Annotated in this window: 23 protein-coding genes; 2 read left to right on the top strand and 21 right to left on the bottom strand. The window is 36.3% G+C overall.

The features are described 5' to 3' along the window. Nucleotides 1–71 precede the first annotated feature (71 nt). Nucleotides 72–329: a helix-turn-helix domain-containing protein gene (locus WMO38_RS03190; protein ID WP_349161506.1), complete on the top strand. Its 258-nt coding sequence runs from the start codon at nucleotides 72–74 to the stop codon at nucleotides 327–329. Nucleotides 330–545: 216 nt separating this feature from the next. Here the strand turns inward: WMO38_RS03190 and WMO38_RS03185 are convergent, their stop codons facing one another. The 11 genes from WMO38_RS03185 to WMO38_RS03135 form a co-directional block, all read right to left on the bottom strand. Further along, a complete protein-coding gene (locus WMO38_RS03185) occupies nucleotides 546–1670 on the bottom strand; it encodes an RES domain-containing protein (protein ID WP_349161418.1) in 1125 nt (374 codons plus the stop codon). A gap of 148 nt (nucleotides 1671–1818) precedes the next feature. Then, entirely contained in the window at nucleotides 1819–2103 is a 285-nt protein-coding gene (locus tag WMO38_RS03180; protein ID WP_349161417.1) for a hypothetical protein, read from the bottom strand. A 75-nt stretch (nucleotides 2104–2178) separates the two neighbouring features. After that, on the bottom strand, nucleotides 2179–2418 hold the full coding sequence (locus tag WMO38_RS03175; protein WP_349161416.1) for a hypothetical protein: 240 nt from the start codon (nucleotides 2416–2418) through the stop codon (nucleotides 2179–2181). Between the two features lie 102 nt (nucleotides 2419–2520). Continuing rightward, complete coding sequence (locus WMO38_RS03170; protein WP_349161414.1) at nucleotides 2521–3102, bottom strand: hypothetical protein; 582 nt, start codon at nucleotides 3100–3102, stop codon at nucleotides 2521–2523. Between the two features lie 102 nt (nucleotides 3103–3204). Continuing rightward, nucleotides 3205–3603, bottom strand: coding sequence for a putative toxin-antitoxin system toxin component, PIN family (locus tag WMO38_RS03165; RefSeq protein WP_349161412.1), 399 nt, complete (start codon nucleotides 3601–3603; stop codon nucleotides 3205–3207). After that, entirely contained in the window at nucleotides 3604–3861 is a 258-nt protein-coding gene (locus WMO38_RS03160; protein ID WP_349161411.1) for an AbrB/MazE/SpoVT family DNA-binding domain-containing protein, read from the bottom strand. A 174-nt stretch (nucleotides 3862–4035) separates the two neighbouring features. Continuing rightward, nucleotides 4036–4953, bottom strand: a complete 918-nt coding sequence (locus tag WMO38_RS03155) for a dihydroorotate dehydrogenase (protein ID WP_349161410.1) — start codon at nucleotides 4951–4953, stop codon at nucleotides 4036–4038. Further along, nucleotides 4953–5720, bottom strand: coding sequence for a dihydroorotate dehydrogenase electron transfer subunit (locus WMO38_RS03150; protein ID WP_349161408.1), 768 nt, complete (start codon nucleotides 5718–5720; stop codon nucleotides 4953–4955). Before WMO38_RS03150 ends, WMO38_RS03155 begins: the two co-directional genes overlap by 1 nt. A 19-nt stretch (nucleotides 5721–5739) precedes the next feature. Next, nucleotides 5740–6666 carry an orotidine-5'-phosphate decarboxylase gene (gene pyrF / locus WMO38_RS03145; RefSeq protein ID WP_021866865.1) on the bottom strand — a complete coding sequence of 309 codons (927 nt, stop codon included), beginning with the start codon at nucleotides 6664–6666 and terminating at the stop codon, nucleotides 5740–5742. Between the two features lie 26 nt (nucleotides 6667–6692). Continuing rightward, a complete protein-coding gene (locus WMO38_RS03140; protein WP_021866864.1) occupies nucleotides 6693–8012 on the bottom strand; it encodes a dihydroorotase in 1320 nt (439 codons plus the stop codon). 36 nt (nucleotides 8013–8048) lie between these two features. Further along, nucleotides 8049–10193: a sensor domain-containing phosphodiesterase gene (locus tag WMO38_RS03135; RefSeq protein ID WP_349161405.1), complete on the bottom strand. Its 2145-nt coding sequence runs from the start codon at nucleotides 10191–10193 to the stop codon at nucleotides 8049–8051. A gap of 211 nt (nucleotides 10194–10404) precedes the next feature. Here WMO38_RS03135 and WMO38_RS03130 point away from each other — a divergent pair, with 211 nt between their 5' ends. Then, nucleotides 10405–10926, top strand: coding sequence for a hypothetical protein (locus WMO38_RS03130; RefSeq protein WP_021866862.1), 522 nt, complete (start codon nucleotides 10405–10407; stop codon nucleotides 10924–10926). An 81-nt stretch (nucleotides 10927–11007) separates the two neighbouring features. Here WMO38_RS03130 and kduD read toward each other — a convergent pair whose 3' ends face one another. The 10 genes from kduD to groES all read right to left on the bottom strand — a co-directional run bounded on the left by kduD (nucleotide 11008) and on the right by groES (nucleotide 20666). Continuing rightward, the gene (gene kduD / locus WMO38_RS03125) at nucleotides 11008–11769 is read right to left on the bottom strand and encodes a 2-dehydro-3-deoxy-D-gluconate 5-dehydrogenase KduD (protein WP_021866861.1); all 762 of its coding nucleotides are present in this window, start codon (nucleotides 11767–11769) and stop codon (nucleotides 11008–11010) included. Nucleotides 11770–11796: 27 nt separating this feature from the next. Next, on the bottom strand, nucleotides 11797–12813 hold the full coding sequence (locus WMO38_RS03120) for a glycosyltransferase family 2 protein (protein WP_186835832.1): 1017 nt from the start codon (nucleotides 12811–12813) through the stop codon (nucleotides 11797–11799). 45 nt (nucleotides 12814–12858) lie between these two features. Next, the gene (gene argS, locus WMO38_RS03115) at nucleotides 12859–14625 is read right to left on the bottom strand and encodes an arginine--tRNA ligase (RefSeq protein WP_349161404.1); all 1767 of its coding nucleotides are present in this window, start codon (nucleotides 14623–14625) and stop codon (nucleotides 12859–12861) included. 6 nt (nucleotides 14626–14631) lie between these two features. Continuing rightward, entirely contained in the window at nucleotides 14632–15378 is a 747-nt protein-coding gene (gene truA / locus WMO38_RS03110; RefSeq protein WP_349161403.1) for a tRNA pseudouridine(38-40) synthase TruA, read from the bottom strand. An 8-nt stretch (nucleotides 15379–15386) separates the two neighbouring features. Beyond that, nucleotides 15387–15749, bottom strand: coding sequence for a response regulator (locus tag WMO38_RS03105; protein WP_349161402.1), 363 nt, complete (start codon nucleotides 15747–15749; stop codon nucleotides 15387–15389). Nucleotides 15750–15767: 18 nt separating this feature from the next. Further along, a complete protein-coding gene (locus WMO38_RS03100; RefSeq protein ID WP_349161401.1) occupies nucleotides 15768–16370 on the bottom strand; it encodes a chemotaxis protein CheX in 603 nt (200 codons plus the stop codon). A gap of 151 nt (nucleotides 16371–16521) precedes the next feature. Further along, a complete protein-coding gene (gene guaB, locus WMO38_RS03095; protein WP_021866855.1) occupies nucleotides 16522–17982 on the bottom strand; it encodes an IMP dehydrogenase in 1461 nt (486 codons plus the stop codon). Between the two features lie 210 nt (nucleotides 17983–18192). Beyond that, the gene (locus WMO38_RS03090; RefSeq protein WP_349161399.1) at nucleotides 18193–18696 is read right to left on the bottom strand and encodes a DUF6106 family protein; all 504 of its coding nucleotides are present in this window, start codon (nucleotides 18694–18696) and stop codon (nucleotides 18193–18195) included. Nucleotides 18697–18699: 3 nt separating this feature from the next. Continuing rightward, nucleotides 18700–20322 carry a chaperonin GroEL gene (gene groL / locus WMO38_RS03085; RefSeq protein ID WP_021866853.1) on the bottom strand — a complete coding sequence of 541 codons (1623 nt, stop codon included), beginning with the start codon at nucleotides 20320–20322 and terminating at the stop codon, nucleotides 18700–18702. A 59-nt stretch (nucleotides 20323–20381) separates the two neighbouring features. Next, nucleotides 20382–20666: a co-chaperone GroES gene (gene groES / locus WMO38_RS03080; protein ID WP_021866852.1), complete on the bottom strand. Its 285-nt coding sequence runs from the start codon at nucleotides 20664–20666 to the stop codon at nucleotides 20382–20384. Nucleotides 20667–20730: the final 64 nt, after the last annotated feature.

Raw genomic sequence — 20730 nt, 5'->3', positions numbered from 1 at the left:
TTCTCAAAACAAACTAAAATCAACTTAGTTGCAATTTATTTATTGCAATACATTTAATTGGAGTTGAATTAATTATGCAGAAAATCAAGCAGGATATCTCTCTAGGTAATAATATCCGTACATTACGAAAGCAATCTCATCTTACACAGGAACAAATTGTTGCCCGTATGCAGTTACAAGGCATTGAGATTTCCAGAAGCAGTTATTCACAAATTGAATGTGGCACCTATAATATTCGTGTGTCCGAACTAATTGCTCTTGCTAATATATTTAATGTTGATTTCAATGCTTTTTTTGTTAATCTACAAAACAAAAACACCCAACAGTAGAAATAGTACGAAAACGCACTATCCCTACTGCTGGGTGTTTTATATATGTTATGATCACATTAGTTATTCTGCTCTGCTCTGCTCTGCTCTGCTCTGCTCTGCTCTGCTCTGCTCTGCTCTGCTAAGAATTATCTTTCCTTCCATTATCGTTGTCAACTCCTGTTTGATATCTTTATGATATATTATACTGCTAAACCTCTATCTTAACAATTACTTTTAATTTCTATACTTCTCAAGTGTAATTTTACGTAAGTATCTGTCAAATTCATAAAAATAAGTTTCACTATATGGTATCTGTTCTTCAAAATTCCCAATAGCTATCGGCTGTCGCTTTAACTCATATGGTAACGGATCATACGAAAGATTTAAAGGAGCTAATTTTAACTTATTAAAGTAAGCATAGTTAACTGGATTTCCTATCTTCATCTCTGAAGCCATATTTTTTGAATATTTTACTCCCTGCTCATAAGGAATGAATAGAGCCAAATTCATACATATATTATGCCCAAATTTATTTGATGAAACTCTCTTACTTATATATGAAATGCCATCAATATGATTGGACTTACATGCAAGCGTTATTAACTGGGAAATTATATACTCTGACTTAAAATTCCGCCCTTCTTCCTTAATAACAAAGGATGTCACCTGTGATAATAAATATGCTTTAAACATCAACTTCTTGTCTCTTTGTTCCTTTAAACATTCAATTGCACTTAATAAAACCCATATATCTGTTGACAAATTAAGGATTCTGTAATCTTTATTTAAAAATACACATCCTGCATTAAAATCTCTATCCGCTGGTTTTCCCATTTCAATCCAGCAATCATAAGATGTGCTTCCTAAATATAAGCATGGCTGTCCGGGGATACTAAATCTGTTACTTCCAATCTTTGATATCTTATCAAATGGAGTATGCTTTAATGCATCTTCCTTTTTTTCTTTTGATATATCTCCAAATCTTGCTCTATAAAATAAAAAATACTCCCATTTCTTATTTTCTTTAACGTAATAGTTAAATGAATAACTTTTTGAAATGCTGGATATAATTATATTGCTATTTTGATATTCTTTTATTAATTGCTCTATTTTATTATACGCAGCGATTATTTCTCCTGAATAATATTTTTTCAACACTTCCTCAATAATAGTTCTATAATTTTCGGATATTTCTATAAAATCCCTATCAATATTATTATCCCTTAAATCCTCAATTAATGTGTCTAAAAAATTAAGAACTGCTAAAAAATACTCATTATCATTATTCAGTATCTTAGGAAAATTATAATTTTCTTTAACTCCTTTGTCACTATAAAAAACATTTATCCATTTATCCATAAATATCTCCTTGTTACATATCAATATATCATAATTATTATCTAACAATTTCTTATAAAACTATATCACAATATTTATAATTCTTCACCTATAGCAGGAAAATGAATTAAGACTTATAATAAATACAATTATAATATAATTCATAATTTTAACGAGAAATATCATTTGACCGCATTTCTTTCTTATTAAAAATGCTATTACAGTTTGACGCGTCAAACTGCTTATTAATGCACTGTTCTAACCAATCCTTATAATCTTCTTCATATCTTGTCTTTTCTTCACGAGCCTTAAATAACTCTGTATAAAACTCTTTAGCATTTTTATATCCATATTTAAGTAATATTTCAGATATATTTCCCTTCGTATTATTTATTTTTATATCAAGTATATCTATCTGCGTTTGTAATTCTTCATATTTGCCTGATTTCAGCATACCTTTACAATCTAATAACTCTATTTCAAGATTACTGCGTTGTTGTTGATATTCAAAAATTGTATTGTTAATTTTTTACAACTCCATATTTATATCGGTTAGCTGCTGAAATTTAGCAACCAGAAATGGCATCTTAGGTTTTAATAGTTTTACATTATTAAATGATTTCCATTTATCTATAGCGGCAGTATCAACAATCTTTTCAGCCGTACCAACCGCTGCAAACATAATACGATTAATAAGTAGTTCCAGCACAGCAATGGCAAGCTTTATAATACTTGCAAGAAGGTTCGGTCTGTCTCCATATAAATCCATGGAATTTCTCACCTTTTCTGTTATTTCATTTTTCTTTATCCTTGAGATATCCTCTTCTTGCACACCGCTTACAATTACTCTGTCAACAGTCCTGTTCCATTCCTACCGCACCTCATTGTCAGCCTTTATTTGTTCTTCCATTGGATTATTTTTGCCTATTTTTTTAGTAGCAAGATACGGACTATTCTTATCAAAGACTTTAAGTTTATCCTCTTCATGCAGCACAAGCTGATTTATTTCGTTTGTAAAAAACACCTTTGCCTCATCAAGAAATGAATCCTGTTTAAATCTATCGTCTTTTATAGAAAACTCTTTTTTCTCATAGACCTCGCCTTTTCTGATAATCTTACAGCCATTACGGATGTTGCCACTTGCATCCATTATTTCTTTCTTAGTACGCACATGCTTTCCGCTTTCATCATAGAACATGTTTCTTGATGCTACCTTTATAACCGGCTTTTCCAGCTTCGTCCTCTCCGCAAATGCATCTTCTTTTTCCCTTGTTTCCAGATATGGATCTTCCTGCATACGCATAACCCTCTCATAATAATAGTTGATTTCCTCAATCACAAACCGGTTTTGTGACTTAAATTTTTCTCCTACCTCATTGCTGTGAAGACTCTCCCAAGCCTTAATATCTGATTCTTTTTCCATACTAAAACGTTTATTCTGATTTTTATTCATATAATCACCTGTTCCTTTCTTTTTTCTCCAAATTTAAACATAAAAAAATCCATGTATCTGCTTAATTACAAACACATGGATTTTTTAAGTTCTCTGAGATTCTTATAAAAATCTTTCCATAAACTGTGCAGGAGACATTATCTCAGGCTTCTCAACATCTATATCTGAAAAATCCTTATCTCCTGTTACAAGAATATCAACATCTTCAATAATTGCTGTGTAAAGAACCGGGTAGTCCTTTACATCCCTAATATCAAAGAGTCCGCTTTCTATCGTCTCCGGCGTATAAACATATTCAAAACTCATCATCATAAGTAATTTGTTAATTGCAAGCTCCTTACTAGGAAACTTTCTCCTTATGACACTCTTTAATTCATCTACAACATAAGATGACAATACAAGCTGATGGTGTGTGAATATATAATTCATCATCGCATTCATTTTAGCTCCAGGAAAAAGCAATACTGATATCAGTACATTAGTGTCAAGCATAATTCTCATCTACTTCACCACGCTTTCTTCCCTGAGTTCCTTTATCATTGCCATCACATCATCATCATCTTTAAGTCCAAGCCTTTCTGCCTCTCCTGCAAATGCTTTCTGTGCTTCCATAAGTGCATCCATCGAAGAATTCATCATATATATTCTTCCAGACTCCTCTACAAACAATATCTTATCACCATTCTTAATTCCAAGCTTTTTTCTAATTTCAATAGGTATAGTAATCTGACCTTTTGATGTTACTTTTGCTAATTCCATATAAAAACCTCCATTCTCAAGTAATATATTCCTTACTTTCCTTACAATATAATTATATCCAGTTTTCATAATTTTATCAACCTTAATCATATATATTCCGAAAGATAGATACTTCAAAATCCAATATAAAAAAATCCATGTATTTGCTTAATTACAAACACATGGATTAGTTACTTATTTTACACAGCCTGTTATTTCCGCTATATCTTTAATTCCATTTTTTTCCATAAATGACTGTATTCCTTCAATCACCTTGATGGTTGTCATAGGGTCGTTGAAATTGGCTGTTCCAACTGCAACCATCGTTGCACCTGCCATTATGAACTCTAATGCATCTTCGGCACTTGCAATTCCACCCATTCCAATTATCGGAATGTTTACCGCATTGGCAACCTGATATACCATTCTTACGGCAACCGGCTTAATTGCAGGACCTGAAAGACCGCCTGTTTTATTAGCAACCGCAAATGTACGTCTGTTGATATCAATCTTCATGCCTGTAAGCGTATTTATAAGTGATACAGCATCCGCACCGCCGGCTTCAACAGCCTTTGCCATCTCTGTAATATCTGTTACATTAGGACTTAATTTCATTATTATAGGTTTTTTTGATACCCTTTTAACAGCACTTGTTATCTCCATTGCTGACTCAGCTCTCTGTCCAAATGCAATTCCGCCCTCTTTTACATTTGGGCATGATATATTAATTTCAAGCATGTCAACAGGTGCTTCTGAAAGTTTTTCAACAGCATCAATGTAATCTTCTTTGCTCTTTCCGCAGACATTTACAATGATTTTCGTATCATATTTTTTAAGAAATGGAATGTCTCTTGTTAAAAATGTATCAAGCCCCGGATTCTGAAGTCCGATTGCATTAATCATCCCACCGTACGTTTCTGCTATTCGTGGAGTTGGATTGCCAGGCCATGGCACATTAGCAACACCTTTTGTTGTCACAGCACCAAGTCTGTTAAGGTCAACATATTCACTGTATTCCATGCCTGAACCAAATGTTCCGGAAGCAACCGTAACCGGATTTTTAAATGTAACACCGGCAATATTTACTGACATATTTACTGATTCTGCTGGCATTATATCTCCACCTCCTTAGCATTAAATACAGGACCTTCTTTGCAAACCCTCTTATTATGGACTTTTGAATGGTCATCAATATCTTTTGATTTGCATACACATGCAAGACATGCACCGATTCCGCATGCCATTTTTTCTTCTAATGAAATATAACACTCAATATTATTTTCGAGAGCATAGGCTTTTATTGCACGAAGCATAGGCATTGGTCCGCAGGCGTATATAACATCACCCTTAATATTATGTGCTTTCACAGCATCAAGAACATTTCCTTTTGTTCCACAGCTTCCGTCTTCTGTCGCAATTGTAACTGTTCCGTATTTTTCAAATTCTTCATTAAGAAACAGCTCATCTTTGTATCCAAGAACTATCTGTTTTTTGCAGTTCAACTGTTTTGCAAGTTCAAGCATAGGCGGAATTCCGATACCACCACCGAAAATTATTGCATCTTTTGAAGCATATGTGGCATTGACATCATATCCATTGCCAAGAGGTCCCTGAATTGAGAGGCTCTCTCCTTCTTTCATTGATGAAAATTCTTTTGTTCCCGCACCAACTGTTCTATATACAATTCTTAACTTGTTATCGACTATTGCACATATACTGATTGGACGTGGAAGAAGCCTTGAACCGTCAGTGCTGTATACCGATATAAACTGTCCCGGTTTTGCTGCCTTTGCAATATCTGATGTCTCAAACCATATCTCATATACCCCGGTCCCAAGACAGCCTGTTTTTATTATCTTAGCATTTTCTCTAAATGACATAAGAAATTCTCCTCATTAATTATCTTTTATTTAAAGCTCCATTAATATCATTAATCATGTCTATTGCTGCCTGTCTTGAAGCATCAGCAAAGTTTGCCTCACCAAACTTAGCATATTCTTCTTTTGCATATGCTGCAATAATTCCTCTTGAGCTGTTTACTATGGCACCGAGACCGTCTTCATTAAAGAAATGCACTAAATCTTCTGCCTTTCCACCCTGGGCACCATATCCTGGAACGAGGATGAATGACTTAGGCATGACTTTTCTTAAAACTTTACCCATCTCAGGATATGTAGCTCCTACAACTGCTCCTACATAGCTGTAATCATCGCCCATGCACTGCATAGCCCACTCATTTACTTTTTCACCGACATGTTCATAAAGAGGTCTGCCATCGATAAGTCTGTCCTGAAATTCTCCACTTGAAGGATTTGATGTCTTAACAAGTATAAATATTCCTTTTTTCTCCTCCTTGCATACTTTGAGGAAAGGATTAATTCCATCTGAACCAAGATATGGATTAACTGTTGCAAAGTCTTCATCAAATGCAGCTATCTCTTTATTTCCAACCTTAACTTTGCCAAGATGAGCAACAGCATATGCCTCTGATGTTGAGCCGATATCCCCCCTCTTGACATCACCGATTACAACCATATCTTTTTCATGGCAGTAATCTACAGTCTTCTTAAATGCAATCATTCCCGGAATACCAAACTGCTCATACATTGCAACCTGTGGTTTTACAGCAGGAACTATATCATATATATTATCAATGATAGCTTTGTTGAACTGCCATATAGCTTCTGCTGCGCCCTCAAGTGTCTCTCCATATTCTTTAAACGCAGCGTCCTGAAGATGTTTTGGAACAAATTTCATCATAGGATCAAGTCCCACTACTACAGGTGCATTCTGCTTCTTAATCTTGTCTACTAACTTGTTAATCATCGTCTAATAAATCCTTTCAATATATATTAAAGTTTAGGAACATCTTTATCTACAATACATTCACAGCCCGGTCTGTAAGAATATACTGTCTTTCCACCGGCTATTGTATAACGTACCCTTCCTTTTACAGTCTTTCCGTTAAATGGTGTATTTTTACCCATTGAAGCAAACATTGAACTGTCAATAACATATTCGTCTGCAGGGTCGATAATTGTTATATCTGCCGGTCTTCCCTCAAGAAGCGTTCCCCTGTCACTCTTTATAATCTGAGCCGGTGTGTAACTCATTCTTTCAGCCATCTGAAGCGGCGTCAAAACGCCTTTATCAACAAGCTCTGTGATTGTAAGTGCTACAGATGTCTCAAGTCCTGTAATTCCAAATGGTGCATCGACAAATGAACGCTCTTTTTCAGTCTTGTGATGTGGTGCATGGTCTGTTGAAATGCAATCCATTATTCCTGATGATAATCCCTCTTTTAACTCATCCACATCTTCCTGTTTTCTGAGTGGCGGATTCATCTTAAAATTAGCATCATCGCTTGTAATTGCGTCTTCTGTAAGCGTAAAATGATGTGGTGTAACCTCAGCTGTTACCTGAAGTCCCTCTTTCTTTGCAAGTTCAACCATTCTTACACTGTCTTTTGTTGAGCAATGGCATAAATGCAATCTGGCACCTGTATTTTTTGCAAGAAGAATATCTCTTGCAACAATTACATCCTCAACAGCATTCATAATGCCATAAAATCCCATCTCTTTTGCTTTCTCACCGGCATTCATGACGCCTCTTGCAACAAGATTCTTATCCTCACAGTGGGCAAACACAGGTATGTCAACTTCTGCGGCAAGTCTCATAGCTTGTCTTGCAACTCTGGCATTCATAACAGACTTGCCATCCTCACTTACAGCAACAGCTCCGTTTTCTTTGAGTTTTTCAAAGTCTGTAATATATTCTCCATCCTGTCCGGCTGTTATTGCAGCAATCGGAAGTACATTAATATCTGTAACTTCTTTTGCCTTATCAATTATATATCTTACCATCTCAACGCTGTCAATAGCAGGCTTAGTATTAGGCATGGCACAAACCGTTGTAAATCCACCTCTTGCAGCTGCTCTCGCACCTGTACGGATTGTCTCTTTATGCTCAAAACCAGGCTCCCTGAAATGGACATGTAAATCTATAAGTCCCGGCATTACAAACATCCCGTCTGCGTCAATAACATTTTCTGCATCATCTGTAATATTTTCTGCCACTTTAAGGATAACACCATCCTCAAAAAGAACATCCTTTACAGCATCTGTTTTGCTGGCAGGGTCTAATACCCTTCCTCCCTTAATTAACGTTTTCATTATCCTCTCCTTCCCGACACAACAATCTATTGTATCCTATTTATTATCATTCAGTACTTTTCCAAGATATTCAAATTCAAACTGGTTTGCCGGAACCGGCTTGCCAAAGTAATATCCCTGAATATAATTAACACCTATCTCCTTTAAAAGATTATATTGTTCAATATCCTCGATACCCTCAACAACAATCTGTGTTCCGATTGTCTTTGACAAATCAACAATAAGCTTTACAAAAGCCTGTGCATATTCATCTTCAACTATATCATCAATAAATGTTTTATCCACTTTTATAATATTGAGCGGAAGCTGTTTTATATAATTAAGCGATGAATATCCTGTTCCGAAATCATCAAGTGCAATTCTTGGACCGAGTGCCTTTAAACCGGAAATAATTTTAAGGACTCTTTCCATATCATTTATTGCAAATGACTCTGTTATCTCAAGAACTATATTTCTCGGATTAACACCTGTCCTGCTTAATATACGTCCGACATTCTCAACAACATTCTGCTGAAGTAGCTGTACTACGGACAGATTGACATTAATATGAAAATCCTTGTATCCTTTGTCATTCCATATCTTACACTGCCTGCATGCTTCTTCCAGCACATAATCTCCTATATCTGTTATAAGTCCGAGGTATTCAGCAAGCGGTATAAAATCCCCTGGTCCCATAAATCCGAGTGCTTTACTGTCCCATCGTACAAGTGCCTCACATGACATACATTTTTTGGTAACAGTATCAACAACCGGCTGGTAAAATACTACAAATTCATGAATCTGTGACGCAACCGCCTGCCTCATATTATTTTCTATATCAAGTCTCTGGACCGTATTGTGATTCTTGCTTCCGTCATAGAAATTATATCTGTTCTTTCCGCTTCTCTTGGCATCATACATTGCCATATCTGCCATTTTAACTATTTCATGCACGTCATCGCTGTTATCAGGAAATGTTGCAACACCCATGCTCATTGTACAGAAATATTCCGTTCCTCTCAGATACCATGGCCTGTTAAATAATGCAACGACATTTTTTATGATTTTGGAAATTCCGATAAACTGTTCAGGCTTTACTATTACAACAAATTCATCTCCGCCCATTCTGTAACAGTGTCCACGAAGCCCTGGAATTCCCTGCAATCCGGCTGCTATCTGCTGTAATAACAAATCGCCATACTGGTGTCCCAACCCGTCATTGATATGTTTAAAATCATCAAGGTCAATAAACATTAATGCACCTTTCTGATTGGAACATACTGCATCACGGATAATATTTCTCAGGTCAAGTTCACACTTCATTCTGTTATAAAGTCCTGTGAGAAAATCATTATTTGCCTGATATTCTATCTTCTGCTGATTCTTCTTTTTCTGCGTTATATCAACAGCTGTGCATACAATAACAGCACTTCCGTCTATCCATGTCAGGTCAGAAAACTTAATTTCAAACCACAGACCTGATTCCGGATCATAATGTTCTATCGGTCTTTCTGTCTCAGTCTCTTCATCGTTTTCCGGCTTCTTGGCATTATCCTGTCTTATAACTCTTTCTTTTACGCACTTTTGTATTGTACGTCTTACTTCATCAGTCTTTCTTGCCACGTCATTTTCAAAATAAATCTCATCGCCGTGCTTATCAAAGACCATTATTCCGGAGCCGATACTGCTCAAAATATCCCTTAATACTTCGTAAGATGACAATAACGAATTATTAGTAACCTTCTTTTGTGCTATGCTCTGTATTATCCTTGATACATCCCTGATAAACTGCATTCTCACTTTATCGAAGCAAAGCTCATTACGGACATCAAATACAGCAAAATACATGGCACACGAATCATTGATAAATATAGGTACTACTACGCTTGACCTTACTCCGAATGCCTCAAGTGCATATTTTTCTTCTTCACTACATCTGCCTGTTGCACAACATTTTAACTCATCACTGCCTATCAAAAACTTTGATTTTGGTATATTGTTTATTTTAAGAGGCAGTTCGCCTTCACCGGCATAACTTATAACTGTATTAATCAGTTTACCATCTGTGCTTACCTGAAGCACTGCCGCATGTGAAGTACAAAGATATCTCTCTGCTTCTCTGAGTATTTTTTCAACAATCTCTGCAAATGTCTCATCAGATTCAAGCAATGAAACTATATTTGTCATCACTTCATCCTTCATAATATAATTATCCACTATACTACACTCAAACCTTCTTTTTTAAATTATGTAAGCAACCAATGTCACCAACTATGGTTTCTGTATCTTATTATATATTATTTTATCATCTTTGCAAACACCTTGTATAAAATTAAATATAATGTTATTATATCAAAGTGCATTTTTATGGGCGTTATATATTACATTTCATTTATTAAAGGATGGTTTTTTCATGGATTATATAAAATATAAGACTACACTTAAAGCAAGCGGTGATGAATACAAAAAAATTGTTTTCTGGAACAGATTTGTAAGAAATCCTGTCGAGACTATTTTAACATGGACACCTGCCGCCATAACAATTGTTCTTATTGTACTGGGATTTCTCAATACGTACCTGGCAGTTATATATGCGGCATGCTGGGCATACCCGATTTATATATTTTTCTTCCAGTTCAAAAGCAGTGTTAATTATCACTTAAAAAACCGCGAGGCTTCTGAGAGTGCTCCATGTACAATTACACTTATGGATTCGGGAATTCTCGCTGAAATTCCTGACTATGACAAGACACTCAACTATGAATGGGATTCATTTACTACTATATATAAAAAATTCGGTTACTATATGCTTTTTGAAAATTCAAAAATGACTGTTATGCTTCGTGAAGCTGACATTCCTGAAAACCAGCGTAATGCAGCCTCTGATTTTATAAAAAGCCATGTTGATATGAATAAATGCAAAGTTTTATTTTAAAATTATATTGAAGACATGTTTTATTGAAACATGCAAAAAAACGGATTCATGCTTTATACATGCATGAATCCGTTTTTATATTTATCTTGCAAGCCAGCCGCCGTCAACAGCAACTGTGTAACCATTAACATAGTCAGAGGCTTTTGATGCAAGAAATACTGCTGCTCCCTGCATATCTTCAGGTGTTCCCCAGCGTCCTGCCGGTATTCTGTCAAGAATAGCCTCGCTTCTGTCTGTATCACTTCTAAGCTGTGATGTATTATTAGTTGCCATATATCCAGGTGCTATCGCATTTACCTGAATTCCTTTTGATGCCCATTCATTTGCGAGTGCTTTTGTAAGTCCCATAACCGCACTCTTACTTGCAGTATATGCCGGAACTCGTATTCCACCCTGAAATGAAAGCATTGAGCATACATTGATAATCTTACCACCATCGCCCTGTTTTACATATTGCTTTGCAAATGCCTGACAAAGTAAAAATACCATATTAAGATTGACATTAATCACTGAATCCCAGTCTTGCTTTGGCACATCAATCGCATCACATCTTTTTATTATTCCCGCATTATTAACAAGAATATCAACTCGTCCGAATGCATCAAGTGCACCTGAAAGAACTTGGTCAACACTCTCTGTCAATGATAAATCAGCAAGCACCTGTGCTGACTGTCCTCCAAATTCGTCAATTTTTGCCTGGGTTTCATCGCAATTTCTTCTTCCCACAAGAACAACTTTTGCACCAGCCTGTGCAAGAGCAATCGCCATTCCCTGTCCAAGTCCTGTATTGGCACCTGTAACAACAGCAACTTTACCATCAAGTTTAAATAAATCAAGAATCATATTTTATACATCTCCCATTATAAAATTCTAATTAAATCCAATAAGCTTATTCATAACTTTATATCCCATTCTTGAAAGCCATCTTCCGCTCTTTCCCGGAATATTTACAGAATTGCCAAGCACACTGTATCTAAGTGAACGATACAGCTTTGCATCACTTTTCTTTGCATAATTCCAAAGTTCTTCTTTCTTTTCAAAATTTTCTTTTGTGCCTGATAATATAAGAAATATTGATGATACTTCCATCATTATCCTCAAATAATTACGCATATACATCCTGCATTTTTTATTCTGTACGCCGCTTTTAATAAATGAATCAATCATACGCTTTGTGACACGTATCTGCTGGTCTATTCTTGAAATCATAACTGTTTCATTGACAGACTGGTCGTCTCTTCCGATAAAATATCTATAAAAATTAGTATTAATGTAATACATTTTCTTAACATATGGAAGCGGTTCAAATACAAATATGTTATCAACATAAAACGTATGCTTAGGAAGCTGTAACGCACAATCTTTTAAAAGCTGTGTCCTGTATATAACAGAATGCATGAGTATGTACTGGTCTATTTTAAACTTACCTATATCATCCCAGCCAAACATCTGCTCAACAGGAAATACATTATCATAATGAATCACCTTTTTTCTCTTAGCACCAACTTTATCATATACATAATTGGCAATAACCATATCCGGTTCTTCGCCTTCTACAAAGTTTTTTAAAGTTGTAAGAATCTTTTTGTAACTTCTGGCATCTACCCAGTCATCGCTGTCAACCACTTTAAAAAACTTTCCTGTGGCATGTGCAAGTCCTGTATTCACAGCCTGTCCATGTCCGCCATTTTCCTGATGAACAGCTTTTACTATAGTAGGATACATCTTGGCATATCTGTCTGCTATTTCTGCAGTATCATCCTTTGTCGAACCATCATCAACAATTATAACTTCTACATCCTCACCGCCAATAAGAACTGACTTAATACATTTTTCCATATAATCCGCTGAATTATAGCATGGAATGGCAAATGATAATAATTTCATATCTAAACATAAATCCAAGGTTGTGCCCCGGTTTATTCCTCCTTTTTACATCCTCTCAGGACATTCTATTCCAAGCAAATCTATACAGCTTAAAAGAATATCCTTCGTAAGTGAAATCAATGATATATAGCTTTCTTTTCTTTCTTTATCCTGCTCCGCAAGTATCTTTGTATCATGATAAAATCCATTAAAAACATTTGAAATCTCATAAATATACTGACAGATTTTATGAGGTGCTTTATCCATGTAAGCAGCTTCCATCACATCAAGATATTTTACAAGTGCCAGTTCAAGATTCTTCTCAGAAGCACTCACTGGTGGAAGCAATTTAAGATTGTCTGTCTTACCACCCTCTGCTGCATATTTTGCAAGAATTGATTTAATTCTTACTATTGTATAGAGAATATATGGACCTGTATTTCCCTCAAATGAAGTAAATCTTTCAACATCAAACACATAATCTTTTGAAGCCTGATTAGAAAGATCACCATACTTTAATGCTGCAAGCCCGACTATACGTGCAGTATCTCTGGCTTCTGCTTGATCCATTGTCCTGTTTTCAGTTATTTTTCCATAAACAGCATCCTGAATATCTGCTATAAGATTTTCAAGTCTCATAACACCACCAGAACGTGTCTTAAACGGCTTTCCATCGTTTCCGTTCATTGTGCCGAAGCCCAGAAATGTCATATCAGCGTCAGACTTTACAATTCCAGCCTTTTTCGCAACTCTGAACACCTGTGTAAAATGAAGCTCCTGACGTTTGTCTGCAAGGTAAATATATGAATCAGGATGATACAGTTTTTCTCTTTCTACAAGTGTGGCAAGGTCCGATGTCGCATAAAGTGCTGCACCATCTGACTTTCTTATGATACATGGAGGAAGTTCCTTCGTATCTGTGTCTTCCTGTATATCAACAACTGTCGCTCCCTGGCTTTCATATGCAAGTCCACTGTCTATCATTGACTGTATCATATCAGGAATGTATGGCTGTGCATCACTTTCACCTTTCCAAAGGTCAAAATGAACATTAAGATTATCATAATTTTTCTTCAAATCAGCCTTTGATACATTCATTATATGATGCCATATAGCAGTACATGCTTTATCGCCACTCTGAAGTTTCAATGTTGCTTCATGGGCCCTTGCAAGAAATGCTTCATCATCTTTTGACTTTGCACTTGCTGTCGGATATATTTCTTCAAGTTCTGATATTGTGAATGGTGGTTCAGCTGGGTATTCACCTGTGTAATTCTCATCAAAATACGGAAGCTCAGGCTTTCTGTCCCTTAACTCTTCTATAATAAGTCCCATCTGAAGACCCCAGTCTCCAAGATGTACATCTCCAATTACATTATTGCCTGCATATTTCTGAATTCTTTTAACACTCTCGCCGATTACTGCCGAACGAAGATGTCCAACATGAAGAGGTTTCGCCGCATTAGCTCCACCATAGTCAACTATTACAGTCTTATTAGTCACTTGTGGTTCATATCCGAATTTTTCTTTTTCAGACATGCTGTTCACAAAATCAGCAATATATCCTGCTGATATATTGATATTAATAAATCCAGGCTTTACACTCTCAACCTTTTCAAACATTGAGCTGCCTGATAATTTTTCTACTACCTCATCTGCAATCATAAATGGTGCTTTCTTGTATGCTTTTGCTGCCGCCATCGCACCATTGCACTGATATTCGCATAAATCAGGTCTGTTGGATATTGTAATCTTTGCATATGATGCGTCATATCCACATTCCTCAAACGCTTTGCTGACAACATCACCAATATGTTCTATAATTGTTTTCATATATAATTATGCCTCCTGGTATATGATTTTTTCAAGAAAAAGTGCGTAACTTTCTGCCGGAAGTGACATCTGTACATCTTTGCCATCCATAATATCTCTTACTGCTTCAGGCTTCTTTAATCCATTGCCAACATCAAGCAGCATACCAATCATATATCGTGCCATATTATGTAAAAAATCATTGGCAGATATTACTATCTTTACTTTATCGCCATTTTCCACTATATCAATTGAATTAATTGTACGTACAGTTGATTTACTCTTCTTAGCAGTTGTAAATGCTTTAAAATCATGCTCGCCGGCAAAATACCCGGCAGCTTTTCTCATCGCTTTAAAATCAGGCTTCTCAAATGTATTATATCTGTATCTTCTCTCAAATACATCAGCCACATCACCTGTGTCAAGCTGGTATACATACACCTTTCCTTTTGCATTAAGCTGACTGTGAAATCTTTCCGGCACAACCTCTGCTGATATAACAGCAATATCCCTTGGAAGGTATCTGTTGAGATAATTTTTCACTTCATAAGGTTTCTTTTGCTCATCAAGCTTGAAATTGATAACCTGACCTCTTGCATGGACACCTTTTTCTGTCCTGCATCCGCAAAATATCTGGATTTCCTCACCCGTCATCTTTCTTAATATCTCAGCAATCTTATATTCAATCGTATTGATGGACTCATCCTTTCCCATACGCTGCCATCCATCGTATCTTGTTCCATCATATTGTATTACCAGTTTATAATTATACATACTTATTCCTATTCTTCTAATACTTTCTGAACCACTTCAAGAATAACATCACTCTCGAATGGTTTCTGAATAAAGTCTGATGCACCTTTCTTTAATGCTTCAACCATATTGTTTTTCTGTCCTGCAGCTGTTACCATGATAACTTTAGCCTCTTTATCATAATCCATAATCTCGCCAACTGCATCTATTCCGTCAAGAACCGGCATTGTTATATCCATAGTGACTATATCAGGATGTAATTCTTTGTATTTATCAACGCCTTCTCTTCCATTAACTGCTTCATCTATAATTTCATGTCCAGCCTTTTCAAGCATATTTCTTAAAAATCTTCTTGATGTCTTTGAATCATCTACAATTAATATCTTTGCCATAACAAATCTCCCTCTGCATTAAACACAATTAGTTTTTATAGTTTTTAAACGTACCTTGTCAGATACTGACATAATCACATTAAACTCAGTTCCGTCAATTTCCATTGTCACAACATAAAATCCATTATCACCGGATATGCTGGCATCACCATAAAATACAGGCGGTCTTAATATCACCTCAATTTCCTGATCACTCAGCTTTGTTGCGAACATTCCGTTAGTACAGTTGATAAACTCGCATATTGCATCATATGCATCCGAATCAAATTCATCAAAATCAACTTGTGCAAATCTTGATGCAACCTTTATAAGTGCGTCATCGCTTCCGCCTATTGCAAAAAATACTTCTTCATCGCCATCCATCATCTGGCATCCGACAAAGTGCTCACGATGATTATCTTCAAGATTAACCTGCAAAAGACTTACATCTTCTCCCATATAGTATCTCATGCTCTTTAAAACGCACTGTAACTGCTGGACATATTTGTCGTTTTTCATAGGCACAAATATCGATACCATATTGTCAAGATTGCCCTCTTTTAATGCTTTTAATTCCGCATCGGTAAAATTAGCACCGTTGCGGTTCTTTGCTATATAACTGCTTAGTAAAATATCTCCCATAGGACCCCTCCAGGTTTCTAGTCTTTTCTTTTTCACGACTCCATTGAAAAATCAATATAACATAATAAGTATACCCTAAATAGTAAAAAAATCAAGAAAAAGAGAGTTCAAATTGAACCCTCTTTTTCACAATTACACAATAATTATTAATTTATTTATCTTCAACACTGTAGTTAGGAGCTTCCTTTGTGATATGAATATCATGTGGATGACTCTCTCTTAATGCTGCTGATGACATCTTAATAAACTGACCAGTCTCCTGAAGTACAGGAATTGTAGGTGCTCCACAATAGCCCATACCTGAACGGAGACCACCCATAAGCTGGAATATTGTATCTTCAACAAGTCCCTTATATGCAACTCGTCCTTCAACGCCTTCTGGAACCAGTTTCTTTGCACCTGTCTGGAAATATCTGTCTTTACTTCCGTTTTCCATAGCTGCGATAGAACCCATACCTCTGTATACTTTGTATTTTCTTCCCTGGAACAACTCAAATGTACCAGGTGCTTCATCACATCCTGCAAGAAGACTTCCGAGCATACATACATTACCGCCGGCTGCAATAGCCTTAACAATATCACCTGAATACTTGATACCACCATCAGCGATAACAGGAATTCCATACTTCTTAGCTTCTTCATATGCACTCATAACGGCTGTAACCTGAGGTACACCAATACCCGCTACAACTCTTGTTGTACAGATAGAACCAGGTCCGATACCAACTTTGACAGCATCTACACCAGCCTCACAGAGAGCTTTTGCAGCTGCTCCTGTTGCAATATTACCGGCAATAACCTGTAAATCAGGGAATGCTGACTTAATATTCTTTAATGTTGTAATAATATTCTTTGAATGACCATGTGCTGAGTCAATAACAATACAGTCAACCTTTGCATCAACAAGAGCCTGTACTCTGTCCATAACATTAGATGTTATGCCTACTGCGGCACCTGCAAGAAGTCTGCCCTGTGAATCATGTGCTGATGCCGGATACTTAATCTGCTTTTCAATATCCTTAATTGTGATAAGCCCTCTTAATTTGAAATCATTATCAACAATAGGAAGCTTTTCTTTTCTTGCCTTTGCAAGAATCTTCTTTGCTTCATCAAGTGTAATTCCAACTGGTGCAGTAATAAGATTCTCACTTGTCATACATTCACTGATTGGACGGTCAAAATTTTCTTCAAACTTTAAGTCTCTGTTTGTGATGATACCAACAAGCTTACCGTTATCATCTGTAATAGGAACACCTGAAATTCTGAACTTACCCATAAGGTCATTTGCATCTGCAAGTGTATTATCAGGATGAAGATAAAATGGGTCTGTGATTACACCGTTTTCTGAACGCTTAACCTTATCAACCTCTTCTGCCTGCTGCTCGATAGACATGTTTTTATGAATAATACCGATACCGCCCTGTCTTGCCATGGCAATTGCCATTCTATGTTCTGTTACTGTATCCATTCCCGCACTCATAAGCGGAATGTTAAGCTTAATATTCTTTGTAAGCTGTGTTGATAAGTCAATCATGTTAGGTGTTACTTCTGAATACTGTGGTACTAATAACACATCATCAAATGTAATTCCTTCGCCAATAATTTTACCCATTGTAATCTTTATCCTCGCTTTCTTTTATATTATCTTTATGTTGCAAAAATATCCGAATACTTATTCGTTTCGGATATCTCTTTCGGCGTACATCTTCGTCCGCCCTTGCTATAATATTATCAGACAATATAACAAATAGCAAATAGAAAGTCAAGAAATTTTTTCTCATCTTTCCATTTGCTATTGTATTAAAAAACATTGTATATTTTATCAGTCAACCTTATATGACTGCTTAGGGACTGTTTCTTTTACCGCTTCAAGCATTGACTCTGACGGTTCTATGAGTAGTCTCTCCATCTCATTATTTACATTAAATGTATAAATGACAACAGCTTCATTCCCTTCATTGGAAGTATAATCATGTGTTCTTAACTGTCTGTGTTCCATTCTCAAAGCATCCTGGCTTCCTGTCTTTGCAACAAGCTCAGCTTTACTTAAATCGTAGACACCACATCTTTTTCTTCTTGTTCTTGCCATAATCCTGTCTACTGTAAGTTCTCCGTCAACAAGTGAATACTCATATTCCGCATTGTAATATCTGAATACAAAAACAGTAAACACTACAAGTACAGCAAATAACAGAAGACCAAATGCATGTGTCTGTGGAATTGTTGTAACCGCAAGAATACATGCTATTATCATTATTATTTTAAAGATAAGTGCATTCTTAGGTGCTTTTACCTTTATTATCTGCTCTGTTGAAACATTATACATATTTTACATCATTCCCATTCCGGCACCACCTGCTGGCATTGCTGGAGTATCTTCTTTAATAGTTGCAACAACTGATTCTGTTGTAAGAAGTGTAGATGCAACACTTGTAGCATTCTGTAATGCACTTCTTGTAACCTTTGCAGGGTCAAGGATACCTGCATCAATCATATTTACATATGTTTCATTTAACGCATCAAAACCTGTACCCACTTCTGATTCTCTTACGTTGTTGATAATAACCGCACCTTCAAGACCGGCATTAGCTGCAATATGGAAGAGTGGAGCTTCAAGAGCCTTGAGAATAATCTCAGCACCAGTCTTTTCATCGCCAGAAAGTGTCTTAGTAAGTTTTTCAACTTCCTTAGATGCATGGATATATGCTGAACCACCACCTGAGATAACACCTTCTTCAACTGCTGCCTTTGTAGCTGCAAGAGCATCTTCAAGTCTTAACTTATTCTCTTTCATTTCTGTTTCTGTAGCTGCACCGACACGGATAACAGCAACACCGCCAGAAAGTTTTGCAAGTCTTTCCTGAAGTTTTTCTTTATCAAAATCAGATGTTGTCTCTTCAAGCTGAGCCTTAATCTGTGCAATTCTTGCCTGAATATCTTCCTTGTTGCCTTCGCCGTCAACGATTACAGTATTTTCCTTCTGAACCTTAACTGACTTAGCACGTCCAAGCATATCCATTGTTGTATCTTTAAGTTCAAGTCCAAGTTCTTCCGAAATAACCTGACCACCTGTAAGAATTGCAATATCCTTTAACATTTCTTTGCGTCTGTCACCATAGCCCGGAGCCTTAACACCGACAACATTGAATGTTCCTCTTAATTTATTAACAATAAGTGTTGTAAGTGCTTCACCTTCAATATCTTCAGCGATAATAAGAAGCTTTGCACCGCTCTGTACAATCTGTTCAAGAATTGGAAGAATTTCCTGAATGTTAGAAATCTTCTTATCTGTAATAAGGATATATGGGTCATCAAGATTTGCTTCCATCTTATCCATATCTGTTGCCATATATGCTGAAATATATCCTCTGTCGAACTGCATACCTTCAACAAGGTCAAGTTCTGTCTTCATTGTCTTAGACTCTTCAATTGTGATGACACCATCATTAGAAACCTTCTCCATTGCATCAGCAACAAGCTGTCCTACTTCCGGGTCACCTGCTGAAATTGAAGCTACCTTTGTAATCTGGTCTTTGCCAGTAACCTTCTGGCTCATCTTTGCAATTGCTTCCACTGCACAATCAGTAGCTTTCTTCATACCTCTTCTTAAAATAATAGGATTAGCACCTGCTGCAAGATTCTTCATACCGGCATTTACCATTGCCTGTGCAAGAACTGTGGCTGTTGTTGTACCATCACCTGCAACATCATTAGTCTTTGTTGCAACTTCCTTAACAAGCTGTGCACCCATATTTTCAAACTTATCTTCAAGTTCAATGTCCTTTGCAATTGTAACACCATCGTTAGTAATAAGCGGTGCACCGTATGATTTATCAAGGACTACGTTTCTTCCCTTAGGTCCGAGTGTTACTCTTACTGTATCTGCAAGCTGGTTAACACCTGCTTCAAGTGCTTTTCTTGCATCTATGCCATATTTAATTTCCTTTGCCATAATTATTGCCTCCTGATTAAATATTAAATCAAATTATAATTCAATGCCTATATTATCTATTATTCAATTATTGCAAGAATATCTGACTGCTTAACAATTATATATTCTTCATCTTCAAGCTTAACTTCTGTTCCTGCATATTTAGAATAAATAATCTTATCTCCGGCCTTAACCTGCATCTTAACTTCTTTGCCATCTACCATTCCGCCAGGTCCTACTGCAACTACCTCTGCCTGCTGTGGTTTTTCCTTTGCCTGACCAGGTAAAACAATGCCTGACTTTGTTGTTTCTTCTGCAACTAATGCTTTAATTACGACTCTGTCGCCCAATGGTACTAACTTCATAATTAATATTCCTCCATTCTGCTGTCATTGATTCTTTCCTTGCTGGCAGCTCTTGTTCTGTTAG

Origin of the sequence: Lachnospira hominis (ex Hitch et al. 2025), from assembly GCF_040096395.1 — a bacterium.
GTDB lineage: Bacteria > Bacillota > Clostridia > Lachnospirales > Lachnospiraceae > Lachnospira > Lachnospira hominis.
Note: the sequence above shows the minus strand (reverse complement) of the source record. Positions and strands in the feature narration are given on the sequence as shown.

What these genes read in the sequence shown, in the direction of transcription:
- WMO38_RS03185 (WP_349161418.1), bottom strand. Translation starts at nt 1,670, where the DNA reads ATGGATAAATGGATAAATGTTTTTTATAGTGACAAAGGAGTTAAAGAA.
- WMO38_RS03180 (WP_349161417.1), bottom strand. Translation starts at nt 2,103, where the DNA reads ATGCTGAAATCAGGCAAATATGAAGAATTACAAACGCAGATAGATATA.
- WMO38_RS03175 (WP_349161416.1), bottom strand. Translation starts at nt 2,418, where the DNA reads ATGGATTTATATGGAGACAGACCGAACCTTCTTGCAAGTATTATAAAG.
- WMO38_RS03170 (WP_349161414.1), bottom strand. Translation starts at nt 3,102, where the DNA reads ATGAATAAAAATCAGAATAAACGTTTTAGTATGGAAAAAGAATCAGAT.
- WMO38_RS03165 (WP_349161412.1), bottom strand. Translation starts at nt 3,603, where the DNA reads ATGAGAATTATGCTTGACACTAATGTACTGATATCAGTATTGCTTTTT.
- WMO38_RS03160 (WP_349161411.1), bottom strand. Translation starts at nt 3,861, where the DNA reads ATGGAATTAGCAAAAGTAACATCAAAAGGTCAGATTACTATACCTATT.
- WMO38_RS03155 (WP_349161410.1), bottom strand. Translation starts at nt 4,953, where the DNA reads ATGCCAGCAGAATCAGTAAATATGTCAGTAAATATTGCCGGTGTTACA.
- WMO38_RS03150 (WP_349161408.1), bottom strand. Translation starts at nt 5,720, where the DNA reads ATGTCATTTAGAGAAAATGCTAAGATAATAAAAACAGGCTGTCTTGGG.
- pyrF (WP_021866865.1), bottom strand. Translation starts at nt 6,666, where the DNA reads ATGATTAACAAGTTAGTAGACAAGATTAAGAAGCAGAATGCACCTGTA.
- WMO38_RS03140 (WP_021866864.1), bottom strand. Translation starts at nt 8,012, where the DNA reads ATGAAAACGTTAATTAAGGGAGGAAGGGTATTAGACCCTGCCAGCAAA.
- WMO38_RS03135 (WP_349161405.1), bottom strand. Translation starts at nt 10,193, where the DNA reads ATGAAGGATGAAGTGATGACAAATATAGTTTCATTGCTTGAATCTGAT.
- WMO38_RS03130 (WP_021866862.1), top strand. Translation starts at nt 10,405, where the DNA reads ATGGATTATATAAAATATAAGACTACACTTAAAGCAAGCGGTGATGAA.
- kduD (WP_021866861.1), bottom strand. Translation starts at nt 11,769, where the DNA reads ATGATTCTTGATTTATTTAAACTTGATGGTAAAGTTGCTGTTGTTACA.
- WMO38_RS03120 (WP_186835832.1), bottom strand. Translation starts at nt 12,813, where the DNA reads ATGAAATTATTATCATTTGCCATTCCATGCTATAATTCAGCGGATTAT.
- argS (WP_349161404.1), bottom strand. Translation starts at nt 14,625, where the DNA reads ATGAAAACAATTATAGAACATATTGGTGATGTTGTCAGCAAAGCGTTT.
- truA (WP_349161403.1), bottom strand. Translation starts at nt 15,378, where the DNA reads ATGTATAATTATAAACTGGTAATACAATATGATGGAACAAGATACGAT.
- WMO38_RS03105 (WP_349161402.1), bottom strand. Translation starts at nt 15,749, where the DNA reads ATGGCAAAGATATTAATTGTAGATGATTCAAAGACATCAAGAAGATTT.
- WMO38_RS03100 (WP_349161401.1), bottom strand. Translation starts at nt 16,370, where the DNA reads ATGGGAGATATTTTACTAAGCAGTTATATAGCAAAGAACCGCAACGGT.
- guaB (WP_021866855.1), bottom strand. Translation starts at nt 17,982, where the DNA reads ATGGGTAAAATTATTGGCGAAGGAATTACATTTGATGATGTGTTATTA.
- WMO38_RS03090 (WP_349161399.1), bottom strand. Translation starts at nt 18,696, where the DNA reads ATGTATAATGTTTCAACAGAGCAGATAATAAAGGTAAAAGCACCTAAG.
- groL (WP_021866853.1), bottom strand. Translation starts at nt 20,322, where the DNA reads ATGGCAAAGGAAATTAAATATGGCATAGATGCAAGAAAAGCACTTGAA.
- groES (WP_021866852.1), bottom strand. Translation starts at nt 20,666, where the DNA reads ATGAAGTTAGTACCATTGGGCGACAGAGTCGTAATTAAAGCATTAGTT.